Annotated in this window: 15 protein-coding genes; 14 read left to right on the plus strand and 1 reads right to left on the minus strand. The window is 65.0% G+C overall.

Annotated features, from left to right (window positions below; all coding sequences use genetic code 11):
* The first annotated feature begins 74 nt into the window (after positions 1-74).
* From arnB to CAG31_RS16665, 10 genes are read left to right on the plus strand one after another with little or no spacing between them, the layout of a single operon-like run.
* Entirely contained in the window at positions 75-1223 is a 1149-nt protein-coding gene (gene arnB / locus CAG31_RS16620; protein WP_085583025.1) for a UDP-4-amino-4-deoxy-L-arabinose aminotransferase, read from the plus strand.
* Entirely contained in the window at positions 1220-2254 is a 1035-nt protein-coding gene (gene arnC / locus CAG31_RS16625; RefSeq protein ID WP_085583027.1) for an undecaprenyl-phosphate 4-deoxy-4-formamido-L-arabinose transferase, read from the plus strand. The genes arnB and arnC overlap by 4 nt, the downstream gene beginning before the upstream one ends.
* Positions 2251-4257: a bifunctional UDP-4-amino-4-deoxy-L-arabinose formyltransferase/UDP-glucuronic acid oxidase ArnA gene (arnA, locus tag CAG31_RS16630; protein WP_085583029.1), complete on the plus strand. Its 2007-nt coding sequence runs from the start codon at positions 2251-2253 to the stop codon at positions 4255-4257. The genes arnC and arnA overlap by 4 nt, the downstream gene beginning before the upstream one ends.
* Positions 4257-5141 (plus strand): 4-deoxy-4-formamido-L-arabinose-phosphoundecaprenol deformylase, encoded by an 885-nt coding sequence (gene arnD, locus CAG31_RS16635; RefSeq protein WP_085583031.1) that lies wholly within the window; start codon positions 4257-4259, stop codon positions 5139-5141. Before arnA ends, arnD begins: the two co-directional genes overlap by 1 nt.
* A complete protein-coding gene (gene arnT, locus CAG31_RS16640) occupies positions 5138-6787 on the plus strand; it encodes a lipid IV(A) 4-amino-4-deoxy-L-arabinosyltransferase (RefSeq protein ID WP_085583033.1) in 1650 nt (549 codons plus the stop codon). The genes arnD and arnT overlap by 4 nt, the downstream gene beginning before the upstream one ends.
* Entirely contained in the window at positions 6784-7128 is a 345-nt protein-coding gene (gene arnE, locus CAG31_RS16645; RefSeq protein WP_085583035.1) for a 4-amino-4-deoxy-L-arabinose-phosphoundecaprenol flippase subunit ArnE, read from the plus strand. The genes arnT and arnE overlap by 4 nt, the downstream gene beginning before the upstream one ends.
* The gene (arnF, locus tag CAG31_RS16650; protein ID WP_085583037.1) at positions 7125-7538 is read left to right on the plus strand and encodes a 4-amino-4-deoxy-L-arabinose-phosphoundecaprenol flippase subunit ArnF; all 414 of its coding nucleotides are present in this window, start codon (positions 7125-7127) and stop codon (positions 7536-7538) included. Before arnE ends, arnF begins: the two co-directional genes overlap by 4 nt.
* Entirely contained in the window at positions 7535-8914 is a 1380-nt protein-coding gene (locus CAG31_RS16655; protein ID WP_085583039.1) for a UDP-glucose/GDP-mannose dehydrogenase family protein, read from the plus strand. The genes arnF and CAG31_RS16655 overlap by 4 nt, the downstream gene beginning before the upstream one ends.
* The gene (locus tag CAG31_RS16660; protein WP_139831370.1) at positions 8911-10506 is read left to right on the plus strand and encodes a glycosyltransferase family 39 protein; all 1596 of its coding nucleotides are present in this window, start codon (positions 8911-8913) and stop codon (positions 10504-10506) included. The genes CAG31_RS16655 and CAG31_RS16660 overlap by 4 nt, the downstream gene beginning before the upstream one ends.
* 37 nt (positions 10507-10543) lie before the next feature.
* Entirely contained in the window at positions 10544-11062 is a 519-nt protein-coding gene (locus CAG31_RS16665; protein ID WP_085583043.1) for a GNAT family N-acetyltransferase, read from the plus strand.
* Between the two features lie 2 nt (positions 11063-11064).
* On the opposite strand, the gene CAG31_RS16670 is transcribed toward CAG31_RS16665, so the two are convergent.
* Complete coding sequence (locus tag CAG31_RS16670) at positions 11065-12030, minus strand: LysR family transcriptional regulator (protein WP_085583045.1); 966 nt, start codon at positions 12028-12030, stop codon at positions 11065-11067.
* A gap of 297 nt (positions 12031-12327) precedes the next feature.
* On the opposite strand from CAG31_RS16670, the gene argH reads away from it, so the two are divergent.
* The 4 genes from argH (at position 12328) to CAG31_RS16690 (ending at position 16432) form a co-directional block, all read left to right on the plus strand.
* Complete coding sequence (gene argH, locus CAG31_RS16675) at positions 12328-13755, plus strand: argininosuccinate lyase (RefSeq protein ID WP_085583047.1); 1428 nt, start codon at positions 12328-12330, stop codon at positions 13753-13755.
* A gap of 149 nt (positions 13756-13904) precedes the next feature.
* Positions 13905-14783, plus strand: coding sequence for an amino acid ABC transporter permease (locus CAG31_RS16680; protein ID WP_085583049.1), 879 nt, complete (start codon positions 13905-13907; stop codon positions 14781-14783).
* 20 nt (positions 14784-14803) lie between these two features.
* Entirely contained in the window at positions 14804-15568 is a 765-nt protein-coding gene (locus CAG31_RS16685; protein ID WP_085583052.1) for an amino acid ABC transporter ATP-binding protein, read from the plus strand.
* Between the two features lie 39 nt (positions 15569-15607).
* Positions 15608-16432 (plus strand): ABC transporter substrate-binding protein, encoded by an 825-nt coding sequence (locus CAG31_RS16690; protein WP_085583054.1) that lies wholly within the window; start codon positions 15608-15610, stop codon positions 16430-16432.
* Positions 16433-16444: the final 12 nt, after the last annotated feature.

A 16444-nucleotide genomic window follows, 5' to 3' on the forward strand; every position in this document is an offset into this window, starting at 1 on the left:
GTTTTTTTGCGTCTACGCTGGGATTGGATCCAATAGGAAACAGATCAGTCATTTTTATTCGCAGCGAGGTGCTCATGAGTCAGGCGTTTCTCCCCTTCTCCCGCCCGAGTATCGGCGAGGAGGAAATAGCAGCCGTGGAACAGGTCCTGCGTTCAGGCTGGATCACCACCGGCCCGAAGAACCAGGCACTCGAAGAGCAATTCGCGCAATACGTCGGCTGCCGCCACGCGGTGGCGCTGTCGTCGGCCACCGGCGGCATGCACATCACCCTGCTGGCCCTGGGCATCGGCCCCGGCGATGAAGTGATCACTCCGTCGCAGACCTGGGTCTCCACCGCCAACATGATCTCGCTGCTCGGCGCCACGCCGGTGTTCGTCGATGTCGACCGCGACACCCTGATGACCGACGCCGCCCGCATCGAAGCCGCCATCACCCCGCGCACCAAAGCCATCATTCCGGTGCACTACGCCGGCGCCGCGTTCGACCTGGATCCGCTCTACGCCCTGGCCGACAAGCACGGCATCGCGGTGATCGAAGACGCCGCCCACGCCGCCGGCACCCGCTACAAGGGCCGCCACGTCGGTTCCACCGGCACCGCGATCTTCTCGTTCCATGCGATCAAGAACATGACCTGCGCCGAAGGCGCGATGTTCGTCACCGACGACGAAGCCCTGGCCAACCGCGTGCGCATGCTCAAGTTCCACGGCCTGGGCGTGGATGCCTACGACCGCCTCACCCACGGCCGCAAGCCTCAGGCCCAGGTGATGGAACCGGGCTTCAAGTACAACCTGGCCGACATCAACGCCGCCATCGCCCTGGTGCAGCTGGAGCGCCTGGACGCGATCAACGCCCGCCGCACCGAACTCGCCACCCAGTACCTGCAGCGCCTCGAAGGCCTGCCGGTGCAGCCGCTGTCGCTGCCGACCTACGCGCAGCAGCACGCCTGGCACCTGTTCATCCTGCGCATCGACAGCGAACGCTGCGGCCTGGACCGCGAGGCCTTCATGAAAGGCCTGCAGGACCTTGGCATCGGCACCGGCATCCATTTCATCGCCACCCACCTGCACACCTGGTACCGCCAGCGTGACCCCGATCTGTACCTGCCCCACACCGAATGGAACTCGGCGCGGCTGTGCTCGATTCCGTTGTTCCCCGACATGACCGGCCAGGATCTTGACCGCGTCGTCGGGGCCATTGAACACGTACTGGAAAAACGCCCGTGAGACCTTACCCAATCCATTGTGTGTCGATCGTCATCCCGGTCTACAACGAAGAGGAAAGCCTGCCGGAGCTGCTGCGCCGCACCGCCGCCGCTTGCGCCCAGCTCAAGCACGAATACGAAATCGTGCTGGTGGACGACGGCAGCCGCGACCGCTCCGCGCAATTGCTCGAAGACGCGGCCCAGGCCCCGGACAGCCCGTTCGTGGCGGTGATCCTCAACCGCAACTACGGCCAGCACGCGGCGATCATGGCCGGTTTCGAGCAGTGCAAGGGCGACGTGGTCATCACCCTCGACGCCGACCTGCAGAACCCACCGGAAGAGATCCCGCGGCTGGTGGCCGAAGCCGAGCGCGGCTACGACGTGGTCGGCACCGTGCGCAACAACCGCCAGGACTCGGCCCTGCGCCGCTGGCCGTCGAAGCTGATCAACCTCGCCGTGCAACGCTCCACCGGCGTGGCCATGAGCGACTACGGCTGCATGCTGCGCGCCTACCGCCGCACGATCATCGACGCGATGCTGGCCTGCCGCGAGCGCAGCACGTTCATTCCGATCCTGGCCAACAGCTTCGCCCGCCACACCACTGAGATCGTCGTGGCCCACGCCGAGCGTGAGCACGGCGACTCGAAGTACAGCCCGATGCGCCTGATCAACCTGATGTTCGACTTGATCACCTGCATGACCACCACACCGCTGCGCCTGCTGAGCATCGTCGGCTTCACGATGGCGGGCCTGGGCCTGCTGTTCGCCTTCGCGCTGATCGTGCTGCGCCTGGCGCTCGGCGCCGGCTGGGGTGGCGACGGCCTGTTCGTGCTGTTCGCGGTCTTGTTCGTGTTCACCGGCGGCCAGTTCATCGGCATGGGGCTTCTGGGTGAATACCTGGGCCGCATGTACAGCGACGTGCGCGCCCGCCCGCGTTTCTTCATCGAGAAGGTGCTGCGCAGCCACCCGGCCGCGCCGGCGCCTGCCGTCACCGTCGACGGTCTCTCCACTGCCCAACATCAAAACTCCACTTCTGATCAGGTTTTCCAATGAGCGCAAAAACTGTTGTCTTCGCCTATCACGATATCGGCTGCGCCGGCATTCAAGCCCTGCTCGACAGTGGTTTCGACATCGCGGCGGTGTTCACCCACGCCGACGATCCGAAGGAAAACGCCTTCTACGCGTCGGTCGCGCAGCTGTGCGCCGACAAAGGCATCCCGGTGCACGCGCCGGAAGACGCCAACCACCCGCTGTGGGTCGAGCGCATCGCCAAGCTCAACCCCGAGTACATCTTCTCGTTCTACTACCGCAACCTGCTGAGCGAGGCCTTGCTGGCCACCGCTTCCAAGGGCGCCTACAACCTGCACGGCTCGCTGCTGCCGCGCTACCGCGGCCGGGCACCGGCCAACTGGGTGCTGGTCAACGGCGAGACCGAGACCGGCGTCACCCTTCACCGCATGGTCAAGCGCGCCGATGCCGGTGCCATCGTCGCCCAGCAACGGGTGGCCATCGAGCGCAGCGACACCGGCCTGAGCCTGCACGCCAAGCTGCGCACCGCCGCCGGCGACCTGCTGCGCGACACCTTGCCGGCGCTGCTGCAAGGCAAAGTCACCGAAACCCCGCAGGACGAGTCCAAGGCCACCGTGTTCGGCCGTCGCACCCCGGCGGACGGCAAGCTGCTGTGGAACAAGCCGGCCGAAGAACTGTTCAACCTCGTGCGCGCCGTCACCCGGCCGTATCCGGGCGCGTTCTGCGCCGTGGGCGAGCACAAGCTGATCGTGTGGAGCGCCGACGTCGTCCAGGGCAACGAAGGCCAGGCCCCGGGCCGGGTGATCAGCACCGATCCGCTGCGCATCGCCTGCGGCCAGGACTCGCTGGTGATCAACGCCGGCCAGCGCAACGACAACGGCCTGTACCTGCGCGGCCCGCAACTGGCCGACGAACTGGGCCTGGTGGACGGCTCGCTGCTGCGCGGCGCCGAGTCCGGCCGCGGCCCGCGCCGCACCCGTGTGCTGATCCTCGGCGTCAACGGCTTCATCGGCAACCACTTGTCCGAGCGCCTGCTGCGTGACGACCGCTACGAAGTCTATGGCCTGGACATCGGTTCCGACGCCATCGAACGCCTGCGCAGCCATCCGCACTTCCACTTCGTCGAAGGCGACATCAGCATTCACTCAGAGTGGATCGAGTACCACATCAAGAAGTGCGACGTGGTGCTGCCGCTGGTGGCCATCGCCACGCCGATCGAATACACCCGCAACCCGCTGCGCGTGTTCGAGCTCGACTTCGAGGAAAACCTGCGGCTGGTGCGCTTCTGCGTCAAGTACAACAAGCGCGTGATCTTCCCGTCGACCTCGGAGGTCTACGGCATGTGCCAGGACCCGAACTTCGACGAAGACAGCTCCAACCTGGTGGTCGGACCGATCAACAAGCAGCGCTGGATCTACTCGGTGTCCAAGCAGCTGCTGGATCGTGTGATCTGGGCCTACGGCCAGAAAGGCCTGAACTTCACCCTGTTCCGTCCGTTCAACTGGATGGGCCCGCGCCTGGACCGCCTGGACTCGGCCCGCATCGGCAGTTCCCGCGCCATCACCCAGCTGATCCTCAACCTGGTGGAAGGCACGCCGATCCGCCTGTTCGACGGCGGCGAGCAGAAACGCTGCTTCACCGACATCGCCGACGGCGTCGAGGCCCTGGCGCGGATCATCGACAACGACAACGACGTCTGCAACGGCCAGATCATCAACATCGGCAACCCGGACAACGAAGCCAGCATCCGTCAGTTGGGCGAAGAGTTGCTGCGCCAGTTCGAAGCCCACCCGCTGCGCCACAACTTCCCGCCGTTCGCCGGTTTCCGCGACGTGGAAAGCAAGGCGTTCTACGGCGGCGGCTACCAGGACGTGTCGCACCGCAAGCCGAGCATCGCCAACGCCAAGCGCCTGCTGGACTGGGCGCCGACCGTGGAGATGCGCGAGACCATCGGCAACACCCTGGACTTCTTCCTGCGCGAGGCGATGCTCGAAATCGCCCAGCGCCCTAAAGAAGAAGCGCGCTGATGCAGGCAGGCTTGCGTATTGATGTCGATACCTTCCGCGGCACCCGTGAAGGCGTGCCGCGCCTGCTGGACATCCTCGACGAGGCGCAGGTCAAGGCGACGTTCTTCTTCAGTGTCGGCCCGGACAACATGGGCCGGCACCTGTGGCGCCTGATCCGCCCGCAGTTCCTGTGGAAGATGCTGCGCTCCAACGCCGCCGGCCTGTACGGCTGGGACATCCTGCTGGCCGGCACCGCCTGGCCGGGCAAGCCGATCGGCCGCGAGCTCGGGCACCTGATGCGCCAGGCCCGGGACGCCGGCCACGAAATCGGCCTGCACGCCTGGGATCACCACGGCTGGCAGGCCAATGCCGGACGCTGGAGCGACGCGCAGCTGATCGAACAGATCCGCCGCGGCGTGGATACCCTCGGCGACATCGTCGGCGAAAAGATCCAGTGCTCCGCCGCTGCGGGTTGGCGGGCGGATGAGCGGGTGATCGAAGCCAAGCAGGCCTTCGGCTTTCGCTACAACAGCGATTGCCGCGGGCAGCAGGTGTTCCGGCCACTGCTCGCCGACGGCTCGGCAGGCACCCCGCAGATTCCGGTGGATCTGCCGACCTTCGACGAAGTGGTGGGCCCTACGGTGGCGGCCAAGGACTTCAACGCTTTCATCCTCGACCGGTTCCGCGACCGGCAACTCAACGTCTACACCATTCATGCCGAGGTGGAAGGGATTCTGATGGCACCTGATTTTCGACAATTGCTGGCCGATGCGCGCCGGCGCGACATCGCGTTCCGACCGCTGGGCGACCTGTTGCCCGAGTTCTTGAACACACTGCCCCTGGGCCGTGTGCAACGGGGTGCCCTGGAAGGCCGCGAAGGCTGGCTGGGAGTGCAAGGGGCATGAGCAAGCGCTGGGCGTTGCCGCTGCTGCTGTTGCTCTTTCTGCTGGCCTACCTGCTGCCGCTGGGCAGCCATGGCTTGTGGATCCCCGACGAGACCCGTTACGCGCAGATCAGCCAGGACATGCTGCTGAGCGGCAACTGGGTGTCGCCGCACTTCATGGGGCTGCGCTATTTCGAGAAGCCGATCGCCGGCTACTGGATGATCGCCCTGGGGCAGGAGCTGTTCGGGCAGAACCTGTTCGGCGTGCGTTTCGCCTCGGCCCTGAGCACGGGCCTGAGCGTGTTGCTGTGCTTTTTGGTGGCCCGGCGGCTGTGGAACGATCCGCGCAAGAGTTTCGCCTGCGCCCTGCTCTACATGAGCTTCACCGTCGTGGCCGGCCAGGCCGGGTACGCCAACCTCGATCCGCAATTCACATTCTGGGTCAACCTGAGCCTGGTGGCCTTGTGGTTCGCCCTCGACAGCCGCACCACCGGCCAACGCCTGGCGGGCTGGTCGGTGCTGGGCCTGGCCTGCGGCATGGGGTTCATGACCAAGGGCTTTCTGGCCTGGGCGCTGCCGGTGCTGATCGCCTTGCCGTGGATGCTCTGGCAGAAACGCTGGCGCGAGCTGCTGGTCTTCGGGCCGGTGGCCGTCGTCGTGGCGATCGCTGTGAGCCTGCCGTGGGTGCTGACCGTACACGCCCAGGAGCCGGACTACTGGCGGTTCTTCTTCTGGCACGAGCACATCCGCCGTTTCGCCGGCGATGACGCCCAGCACGACGCGCCTTGGTGGTTCTACATTCCGTTGCTGCTGGCGTTCAGCCTGCCGTGGGCCGGGCTGTGGCCGACGGCGGTGCGTCAGGCCTGGCAGACCCGTCGCGAGCCGGCCATGGCGTTCCTCGGCCTGTGGCTGGTGATGCCGCTGCTGTTCTTCAGCCTGAGCAACGGCAAGCTGCCGACCTACATCCTGCCGTGCCTGCTGCCGCTGGCCCTGTTGCTGGGCCATGTGCTGGCCGAGCGGCTGCGCCTGGAGCAAGGCCGGGCCCTGGGGTTCAACGGGCTGCTGAACATGGCGCTGGGGATCGTCACCCTCATCGCCCTGGTGTACGTGCAGCTGAAAAAGCCGCTGTACGACCACGAGCTGCACAGCCTGGTGCTGGTGTTCATCGGCCTGACCGGCTGGATCATCAGCAACCTGCTGCAGGCGTTCCGCCCGTTGCAGTGCTGGGCGGCCCCGGCGTTCGGCAGCCTGCTGTTCATTGCGCTGCTGCCGGCGGCGCTGCCCAAGTCGGTGGTGGCCAACAAGACTCCGGACCAGTTCATCCTGCATCACCAGGACGAACTGGCCGGCACCACCCACCTGCTGAGCAACGACCTCGGTGCGGCCTCGGCGCTGGCCTGGCGCCTGCAGCGCCCGAACGTGGCGTTGTACAACACCGTAGGCGAACTGAAATATGGCTTGGCCTATCCTGAGGGCATCGAGCGGCGGATCGACTCTTTCCGGGTCGAACAGTGGATGCGCGAAGCCCGCCGAACCGGTTCGGTCGGCGTGGTGATGCGCGTCAAGGGGCAGGACGAACTGGACGAAATCGATCGTTTGCCCAAGGACGGCGTCCGCTACGAACAGGGCAACCTGGTGATCATGATCCTGCCGAAGGTGGCGTCATGAGCCTGTTGCTGCTGTTGACCGCTTGCCTGCTGACGTGCCTGGGCCAGGTGGCGCAGAAATACGCCGTGGAGAGCTGGCGCGGCGTCGACTCGTCCTGGGTCGACAAGCTGCGCTCGCCCTGGCTGTGGCTGGCGCTGTTCGCCCTGGGTTCCGGCCTACTGGTGTGGCTGCTGGTGTTGCAGCGCATGGATGTGGGCATCGCCTACCCGATGCTCAGCCTCAACTTCGTCTTCATCACTCTGATCGCCCGCTTCGTGTTCCGTGAGCCCATCGACCGCCGCCACTGGTTCGGCGTGTTGCTGGTGATCGGCGGCGTGGCGCTGCTGGGGCAACAGTCATGAGCCAGAAACGCGGAATCGCCTTCGCCCTGGGCAGTGTGGCGCTGGCCAGCGGCGCGCAACTGGGCATGCGCTGGAGCATGGTGCGCCTGCCGCAGCCCCAGCAATGGCTGGAGGCGCTTGGCGCCGGCGGCATCGACCTGACCGCGCTGGCGTTGGTGGCCGCCGCGATCCTGGCCTACGCCCTGTCGATGCTCTGCTGGCTCGCCGCTCTGCGCGACGTGCCGCTGGGGCGGGCGTACTCGCTGCTCAGCGTCAGCTACGCATTGGTTTACCTGCTGGCGGCCAGCCTGCCGCTGTTCAACGAATCCTTCAGCGTTACCAAATCCCTGGGCGTGGCCTTGGTCATGCTCGGCGTCATCACCATCAACACTCGTCCGGCATGTGCGCCTGAATTGAGGAGTACCCCATGAAAATCACAGTATTCGGTAGCGGTTACGTCGGTCTGGTGCAGGCGGCCGTGCTGGCCGAGGTCGGCCACGACGTGGTGTGCATGGACATCGACGAGAAGAAAGTCGAACTGTTGCGCCAAGGCCACGTGAGCATCTTCGAACCGGGGCTGGCCAGCCTGGTGCGCGAGGGCCTGGACGGTCAGCGGCTGCAATTCACCAGCGACGAAAAACTCGCGGTGCAGCACGGCCAGGTGGCGTTCATCGCCGTCGGCACGCCATCCCAGGAGGACGGCTCGGCCGACCTGCGCTACGTGCTGTCGGTGGGCGACGCGGTGGCCCGCCACCGTGAGAAGCCGCTGATCCTGGTGGAGAAATCCACCGTGCCGGTGGGCACCGGCGACACCCTGCGCACGCACATCGAAAAAGCCTTGGTCAAGGCCGGCAAGCTGCTGCAGTTCGATATCGTGTCCAACCCCGAATTCCTCAAGGAAGGCTCGGCGGTCAGCGATTGCCGCCGCCCGGACCGGATCGTCATCGGCTGCGAACGCGAAGAGGTGCGCGATGTGATGCGCGACCTGTACTCGCCGTTCAACCGCAACCACGATCGCATCATGTTCATGGACCTGCGCAGCGCCGAACTGACCAAGTACGCCGCCAACTGCATGCTGGCGACCAAGATCAGCTTCATCAACCAGATCGCCGAACTGGCCGAACACCTGGGGGCCGACATCGAGTCGGTGCGTCAGGGCATCGGCGCCGACACCCGCATCGGCTACCACTTCATCTACCCCGGCTGCGGCTACGGCGGCTCGTGCTTCCCCAAAGACATGCGCGCCCTGATCCACAGCGCCGAGGAAGCCCACTGCTCCAGCGACCTGCTGCAAGCGGTGGAAGCCATTAACCAGCGGCAGAAGCACAAGCTGTTCGAACGCATCAACGCGTTCTACAAGGGTGAACTGCGCGGCAAGACCTTCGCCCTCTGGGGCCTGGCGTTCAAGCCCAACACCGACGACATGCGCGACGCGCCGAGCCGCGTGCTGCTCGAATCGCTGTGGGCCGCCGGCGCCAACGTGCGGGCGTTCGACCCCGAAGCGATGCAGGAAACCCAGCACCTGTACCCGGACGAGTCGAAGCTGATGCTGATGGGCACCCCCGAATCGGTGCTGGCCGGTTCCGACGCGCTGATCATCTGCACCGAATGGCAGCAGTTCAAGGCGCCGGACTTCGACCTGATCAAGCAGCGCCTCAAGGATCCGGTGATCTTCGACGGCCGCAACCTGTACGACGCCGAACGCCTGGCCCGCAACGGCTTCCATTACTTCCCGATGGGCCGGGGGGAATCGCGCACGCTGCCGATTCCGCTGCAGCAGTGGCCTCACACCTCGGACGTCGCTTGACCGCGCTGTCGCCTGCCGTCCGCCGGCAGTCCCTGGTTGCGGGGCTGCTGGCGTTGCTGCTGTTCATCGCCGGGGTGTACGGGCAGGCCCCCATCGGTTTCGATTCGCGGTTCGTGCTGTTCGCCCAGGAGATGCTGCGCCACGGGCCGACGGTGTTCCCCACCACTTACGGCGAGCCGTATGCCGACTACTCGGCGCTGTCGACGCTGTTCGTCTGGCTGCTGTCCCTGCCCTTCGGCGCGGTCAACAGCCTGACGGCGTGGTTGCCCAGCGCCGTGGCGGGCGCGGTGACCGTGACCTTGATGTACCGGCTGCTGGCGGTGCATTCGGTTCGCTGGGCGCTGACCGCCGTCGCCCTGCTGATGCTGACCGTCACCTTCGTCACCGAAGTGCGGGCGGTGTCCCAGGACCTGATGCTTGCGGCGGTGGCGCTGGCGGTGTTTTACCTCGGCTACGCCCATGACCATTTCGGCGCCGGCCGGCGCTGGCCGCTGGTCTTTGCGTTGCTGCTGCTCGGTTTCGGCATCCGCGGGCCCATCGGCCTGGTGGTGCCGACCGGCATGCTGTGCAGCTATTACTTGCTCGAACGCCAATGGGTGCGGTTGCTGCTGTTCGGCGTGCTGGCCTCGGTGCTGCTGGCGGCGTGCGTCGGCCTGCTGTTGTGGCTGGCCAAGGTCAGCGGCGGCCCGGCGTTCGTCCAGGACGTGATCCGCATGCAGTTCATGGGGCGCATGGACGGCAGCGAAGGCGTCAGCGGCTCGCTCTACTACTTCACCAGTTCGCTGGGCAACTACGCGCTGGCCTATCCGCTGGCATTGCTGGCCCTGGCGGCAGCGTGGCTGAGCAAGCCCCGCCAACGCGGGCCGGCCCTGCGTTTGGTGCAGTACTGCGCGGCGGCGGGTTTGATCGTGATGGTCGGCCTGTCGATCCCGCAGGCGAAGAAGGCCCGTTACCTGCTGCCGATGCTGCCGATGGCGGCGATCATTGCGGCGTATCCGTTCCAGGTCGCCCATGGCCGGGTGTTCGCCTGGCTGCGCGGGGTGATTCAAGGCTTGTGGCTGGTGACGCCGGGGTTGCTGATGGTGGCTTTGCTGGTTGCCCGGAAGAGATTTCCGGAGCATCTGACGGGGTTGCTTCCGGTGCTGATCGTGTTGGGCGTCCTGCAACTGGCGGCGTTGTCGCGGCTGTGGCGGCCGCGCTGGCGGGCCGAGACGCTGGCCTTCAGCGCGGTGCTGGCGTTGTGGGCGGTGTATGCGCTGGTGTTCGAACCGGTGGAGCGTCAGCTCTACGACACCCGCACCTTCAGCCGGGCCGTGCTCGCTCAGGTGGAGCAGAACCCTGCGCCGCTGGTGCTGCAAGGCATGGGCAAGGACGCCAAGGCGATCAAGTTCATGGTCAACGTCGAGAAGGACCTGCAGCCGCAGTTCAGCGATTCCCTCCAGGCGCTGGAAACCCTCAAGGGACCGGCCTGGCTGATGATGGACCGCAGCGACTACCAGACCTTGAAAGGCACGCCGTTGGGTGACGCGCCGCCGGTGCTGAGCGGCCGTTTCGACAAAAACGACTATGTGCTGCTGTGGCTGAAGCCGTAACCTGCGGGTTTTCCCTGCGACTGGAGCGGCTTCTCCCATGACATTCAGCGTGCGCCCGGCCCGTGAATCGGACGCCAGCGCCCTGCCCGCCCTGGAGCGGTCGGCGGCGCGGCTGTTCCGCCTCGACCCTTCCCTTGCCTGGCTGGCCGACGCCCCGGTGCCCGACGCCGAACAGCATCGGCAGGCCATTCGAACGGCACGGGTGTGGGTGGCGCAAGGCATTGACGGACAACTTTCAGGCTTCTTGCGGGCGGTGCAAACCGATCGTCAACTGCATATCGAAGAATTGTCCGTTGGGCAGGACTTCCAGGGTCTGGGCATCGGCCGCAAGTTATTGTCGGCGGCCATTGAACAGGCACGCCACGAGCAACTTGCCGCGGTGACGCTGACCACCTTTCGCGATGTGCCGTGGAATGCGCCGTTCTATCAACGAATGGGATTCGAATTGTTGAGCCCGGAACAAACCGGCCCGCGTCTGAGCGAAGTTCTGAACAACGAAATCGCCCACGGTTTGCCCGGTGAGCGCCGTTGCGCAATGGCACTGACGCTGGGCTGAGATCAGGCCGACGCCTTCAGATCGACGCCCAAGGCGTGGGCGAATGCCTTCACCAACGGGCTGCGCACGGTGTTGTGGCGCAGGATCAGGCTGAACGGCGTGACGATGTTGATCACCTGCGGGCGCACCGCTCGGAACTGCCCGGCCGCCACCCATGAGGCGGCGTAGTGCTGGGGCAGGAAACCCACGAAACGCCCGGTCTTGATCAGCAGCGCCACGGCTTCGACCTGGGTCGCCGACGCGGAAAAACTGTCGTAGCGCGCATGGTTGAGCTTGTCCCGGTGGATCGCGTAGCGGTGGTTGATGCAGGCATGGTCCAGCAGCACGTCACTGCCCATCTGCGCCTCCGGCATGTCGAACAGCGGGTGGCCGACTGCGCAGTAGACTTCCGAGCGTTCTTCGTACAACGGGTAATAATCAAACTCTTCCCGCCGTTGATAGACCGGCACGATTCCGGCAACTAAGCGACCTTCCACCACCCCTCTTTCGACTTCATCTAGCTGGGTCGCCTGAAGTTGAAACCTTACTTTCGGCGATTCTTCATTCATGCGTTTAAGCGCTGCAACTAACGGCGAATTAACGTCGCTGATCGTATTGTCGATAACGCCAATACCAAGGTCGCCGATCAGTTCATTCTGCGCAGAACTAAGCCGATCCCGAAAGTTGTCGACCGAGGCAAACAGGTCAATCGACGCCTGATACACCAGACGCCCTTCCTCGGTCAGATGGAACCCCTCGCGCCCGCGGGTGCACAGGCGCATGCCGATGCGGATCTCAAGGTCGGAGATCTGCTTGCTGATGGCCGCAAGGCCCACGTTCAGCTCATTCTGGGCGGCACTGAAGCCGCCGGCCTCGACCACGGCCTTGAACACCTTTAGCAGTTTGAAGTCCAGTCCGCTGAGGGCCAGCGGCGCCCGGTGGGCAGTCTTCACCGGCGGGTTTCCGGAATTGGAAAGTGGGGTTTCCATAATGCTGATTTACCTCTGGCGCAATGTTCAACAATCTGTGTCCAACAACAAAAACATCGCCGACCAATAATAATGAACACAGAAAACAAGGCTTGGCAACCGCCAAAAAATCCCGCACATCAGTGCCAACTCACTGATCGCAAAACATTAAAAGCTGACACTTCGATCAGCTCTCGCGACATTGCAACTGCCCTCTTGAAGACTGCTTCGGCCTGATTCCGTCCGCTGTTTTTTCAGCGTGAACGGCAGGCCGTGCACACCGATTTCAGTTCGCGTTACCGACGAGGAAAACAACACATGTCACAAGCCACCGACCGTCTCTGGGGCGCCCGTTTCAAAAGCGGTCCGTCCGCTGCCCTGGCGGCCCTGTCCCGTTGCCCCGAGCGCTATTTCCGCCTCACCCCGTACGACCTGGCGGGCTCCAAGGCCCACGCCGGCGAACTGCAGCGGGCCGGCCTGCTCGACGGGCAGGAAACCCGCACGATGATCGAGGCCCTGGACGCCATCGGCGCCGACTTCGCCGCCGGGCGCATCGCCCCGACCCTGGACGACGAAGACGTCCACACCTTCATCGAACGCCTGCTGACCGAACGCCTCGGCGCCTTGGGCGGCAAGCTGCGCGCCGGCCGTTCGCGCAACGACCAGACCGCCAACGACCTGCGTCTGTTCCTGCGTGACCACGTGCGCACCCTGGCCGTGGAAGTCCTGGCCCTGCAACAGGCCCTGGTGGACCAGGCCGAGCAACATGTGGAGAGCATCTGCCCCGGCTTCACCCACCTGCAGCAGGCCCAACCGATCGTGTTCGCCCATCACCTGCTGGCCCACGCCCAAGCGATGCTGCGTGACGTGCAGCGGCTGGCGGACTGGGATGCGCGCACGTCGCTGTCGCCTTTGGGCGCCGCGGCCATGGCCGGCTCCGCCATCGCCCGCCAGCCACAGCAGTCGGCCAAGGAAATGGGCTACGCCGGCGTCTGCGAGAACTCCATCGACGCCGTCGCCAGCCGCGACCACGTCGCCGAATTCCTGTTCATCGCCAGCATGCTGGGGATCAACATCTCGCGCCTGGCCGAAGAGTTCTGCCTGTGGTCGTCGCGCCAGTTCCGCTGGGTCGACCTGGACGACGCCTATGCCACCGGCAGCTCGATCATGCCGCAAAAGAAAAACCCGGACATCGCCGAACTGGCGCGGGGCAAGGCCGGGCGCCTGATCGGCAACCTGACCGGCCTGCTGTCCACCCTCAAGTCCCTGCCGCTGTCGTACAACCGCGACCTGAGCGAGGACAAGAACGGCGTGCTCGACAGCGTCGACACCCTGCTGCTGGTGCTGCCGGCCATGGCCGGGATGGTCGCGACCATGACCGTCAACGTCGAGGAACTGCGGCGCCAGGCACCGTTGGGCTTCACCCTCGCCACTGAAGTCGCCGATTGGCTGGCGGTGCGCGGCGTGCCGTTCAAGGAAGCCCACGAGATCACCGGTGCCCTGGTGCAGGCCTGCGAGAAGCACGGCATCGAGCTGTGGGAAGCCTCGCCGGCCCTGCTGGCGGAAATCGACCCGCGCCTGACCGCCGACGTGCGCGACAGCCTGACCCTGGAAGCCGCCATCGCCGCCCGCAGCGGCTGGGGCGGCACCGCGCCGCAGCAGGTGCGCGAGCAGATCGGCCGACTGAAGACCGCCCTCGCTGCGCAGCAGGCGTGGACAGAAGACTACCGGGGCTTGCGCCTCTAAGACACGACCGCGGCCCCTGTGGGAGCTGGCTTGCCAGCGATAGCGTCCAGACCGTCGACATCGATGCCGGATGACCCACCGCAATCGCTGGCAAGCCAGCTCCCACAAGGACCGGTGTCGGATTTGAAAGTACAGTTCGGAGAAACACCATGAGCCAGACTCAGGCAGAACGACTCCAGGCGGAGCGCAAACTGGCGGAGAACCAGTTCGACATCACCCAGTACCAACATGTGCCGCGGCGCTACTACGGGCGGATCTTCTTCGCCACCGTGATCGTCATCGCACTCATCGGCCTGGTGCGGGCCTTCGCCGAAGGCAAGATCGAATGGTCGTACATCGGCCAGTTCCTCACCTCCGAAGCGATCATGTGGGGCCTGTTCAACACCATCGTCATGGCCGTGTTGGCCATGGCCCTGGGCATCGTGTTCGGGGTGATCACGGCGATCATGCGCATGTCGGCCAACCCGATCCTGCGCTACGTGGCGCTGACCTACACCTGGCTGTTCCGGGGCACGCCGCTGATCCTGCAGCTGCTGCTGTGGTTCAACCTGGCGCTGATCTTCCCCACGGTCGGCATTCCCGGCCTGTTCGAGCTCGACACCGTGAGCCTGATGACGCCGTTCGTGGCCGCCCTGCTCGGCCTGAGCATCAACCAGGGCGCCTACACCGCCGAAGTGGTGCGCGCCGGCCTGCTGTCGGTGGACACCGGGCAATACGAGGCGGCCAAGTCGATCGGCATGCCGCGCCTGCAGGCGCTGCGCCGGATCATCCTGCCCCAGGCCATGCGCATCATCATTCCGCCGGTGGGCAACGAATTCATCGGCATGGTCAAGATGACCTCGCTGGCCAGCGTCATCCAGTACTCGGAACTGCTCTACAACGCCCAGAACATCTACTACGCCAACGCCCGGGTGATGGAGCTGCTGATCGTCGCCGGCATCTGGTACCTGGCCACCGTCACGGTGCTGTCCTTTGGTCAAAGCCGCCTGGAGCGCCGTTTCGCTCGCGGCGCCGGCAAGCGCTCGTAAGCCGCGCAGGAGAATCGAACATGAGAAGCATCGTCAAGGCCGTGGCCCTGAACAAGTATTACGACCAGTACCACGCCCTCAAGGACATCAACATCGAGGTCGAGCAAGGCGAAGTGCTGTGCATCATCGGCCCGTCGGGCTCGGGCAAGAGCACCCTGCTGCGCTGCGTCAACCAGCTGGAGAAGATCGACAAGGGCGGCCTGTGGGTCGACGGCGAACTGGTGGGCTACCGCGTCGTCGGGCACAAGCTGCACGAGCTGACTGAGACCCAGATCGCCCGCCAGCGCCTGGCCACCGGCATGGTGTTCCAGCGCTTCAACCTGTTTCCGCACATGACCGTGCTGCAGAACATCATCGAAGGCCCGTGCCAGGTGCTCAAGCGTTCGCCCAAGGAGGCCCACGAAGAGGCCCTGGAACTGCTGGCCCGGGTCGGCCTGGCCGACAAGCGCAACAGCTACCCGATCGAACTGTCGGGCGGCCAGCAGCAACGGGTGGCGATCGCCCGCGCCCTGGCCATGCGGCCCAAGCTGATGCTGTTCGATGAACCCACTTCGGCACTCGACCCGGAACTGGTCGGTGAGGTGCTGTCGGTGATGCGCGACCTGGCGCAGACCGGCATGACCATGATCGTCGTCACCCATGAACTGGGCTTCGCCCGGGAGGTTTCCAACCGCATGGTGTTCATGGACGGCGGCCAGATCGTGGAGGCTGGAAGCCCCGAAGAAATACTAATAAGCCCGCAAAACCCGCGCACCCAAAGCTTCATTTCTGCCGTTCGAACCTAAGGCCCCCTTGGCCTTCACAACACTCATAAGAGAACGTCCATGAAGAACTTCGTCATTCCAGCAGTACTCGCTTCGTTCATGTCTTGCGGTTTCGCCACCGCCGCCGACTTGCCGGCCAGCATCAAGGCCAAGGGCGAGATCGTCGTGGCGATCATGCCCAACTACCCGCCGATGGATTTCAAGGATCCGGCCACCAACCAGCTCACCGGCCTGGACTACGACCTGGGCAACGCCCTGGCCGAGCGCCTGGGGGTCAAGATCAAATGGCAGGAGACCGGCTTCGAGCAGATGATCAACGCCCTGACCACCGACCGCGTGGACATGGTGCTGTCGGGCATGACCGACACCGCCGAGCGCCAGGCCAGCGTGACCTTCGTCGACTACTTCACCAGCGGGCCGCAGTTCTACACCTTGCAGAAGAACGCCGCGACCAACGAGATCATCGACCTGTGCGGCAAGAAAGTCGGCACCAGCCGCCGCACCACCTTCCCGTCGGAGATCGCCGAATGGAGCAAGGCCAACTGCGAGGCGGCGGGCAAGCCTGCGATCACGGTGATCGGCACCGAAGGCTCGGCCGACGCCCGCGCCCAGCTGCGCCAGAGCCGGATCGACGCGGCGATGCAGGGCAGCGAAACCCTGTCGTACCTCAAGACCCAGGAAAAGGACATGTACAAGACCGTCGGCCAGCCGATCTCCGTTCAGTTCACCGGCCTTGGCGTGAGCAAGAAGAAGCCTGAGCTGAGCGAGGCGGTGAAAGTCGCGTTGCAGAGCATGGTGGATGACGGCAGCTACGGCGCGATCCTGAAGAAATGGGACCTGGAGCTGGGCGCGATCAAGAACGTGACCGTCAACGCCGGCAAGTGAGCCTGCGGGAGC

This window comes from Pseudomonas sp. R25(2017) (assembly GCF_002112565.1).
GTDB lineage: Bacteria > Pseudomonadota > Gammaproteobacteria > Pseudomonadales > Pseudomonadaceae > Aquipseudomonas > Aquipseudomonas ekonensis.

Coding starts and splice junctions, on each gene's coding strand:
- arnB (WP_085583025.1), top strand. CDS start 75: ATGAGTCAGGCGTTTCTCCCCTTCTCCCGCCCGAGTATCGGCGAGGAG.
- arnA (WP_085583029.1), top strand. CDS start 2,251: ATGAGCGCAAAAACTGTTGTCTTCGCCTATCACGATATCGGCTGCGCC.
- arnD (WP_085583031.1), top strand. CDS start 4,257: ATGCAGGCAGGCTTGCGTATTGATGTCGATACCTTCCGCGGCACCCGT.
- arnT (WP_085583033.1), top strand. CDS start 5,138: ATGAGCAAGCGCTGGGCGTTGCCGCTGCTGCTGTTGCTCTTTCTGCTG.
- arnE (WP_085583035.1), top strand. CDS start 6,784: ATGAGCCTGTTGCTGCTGTTGACCGCTTGCCTGCTGACGTGCCTGGGC.
- arnF (WP_085583037.1), top strand. CDS start 7,125: ATGAGCCAGAAACGCGGAATCGCCTTCGCCCTGGGCAGTGTGGCGCTG.
- CAG31_RS16655 (WP_085583039.1), top strand. CDS start 7,535: ATGAAAATCACAGTATTCGGTAGCGGTTACGTCGGTCTGGTGCAGGCG.
- CAG31_RS16665 (WP_085583043.1), top strand. CDS start 10,544: ATGACATTCAGCGTGCGCCCGGCCCGTGAATCGGACGCCAGCGCCCTG.
- CAG31_RS16670 (WP_085583045.1), bottom strand. CDS start 12,030: ATGGAAACCCCACTTTCCAATTCCGGAAACCCGCCGGTGAAGACTGCC.
- argH (WP_085583047.1), top strand. CDS start 12,328: ATGTCACAAGCCACCGACCGTCTCTGGGGCGCCCGTTTCAAAAGCGGT.
- CAG31_RS16680 (WP_085583049.1), top strand. CDS start 13,905: ATGAGCCAGACTCAGGCAGAACGACTCCAGGCGGAGCGCAAACTGGCG.
- CAG31_RS16685 (WP_085583052.1), top strand. CDS start 14,804: ATGAGAAGCATCGTCAAGGCCGTGGCCCTGAACAAGTATTACGACCAG.
- CAG31_RS16690 (WP_085583054.1), top strand. CDS start 15,608: ATGAAGAACTTCGTCATTCCAGCAGTACTCGCTTCGTTCATGTCTTGC.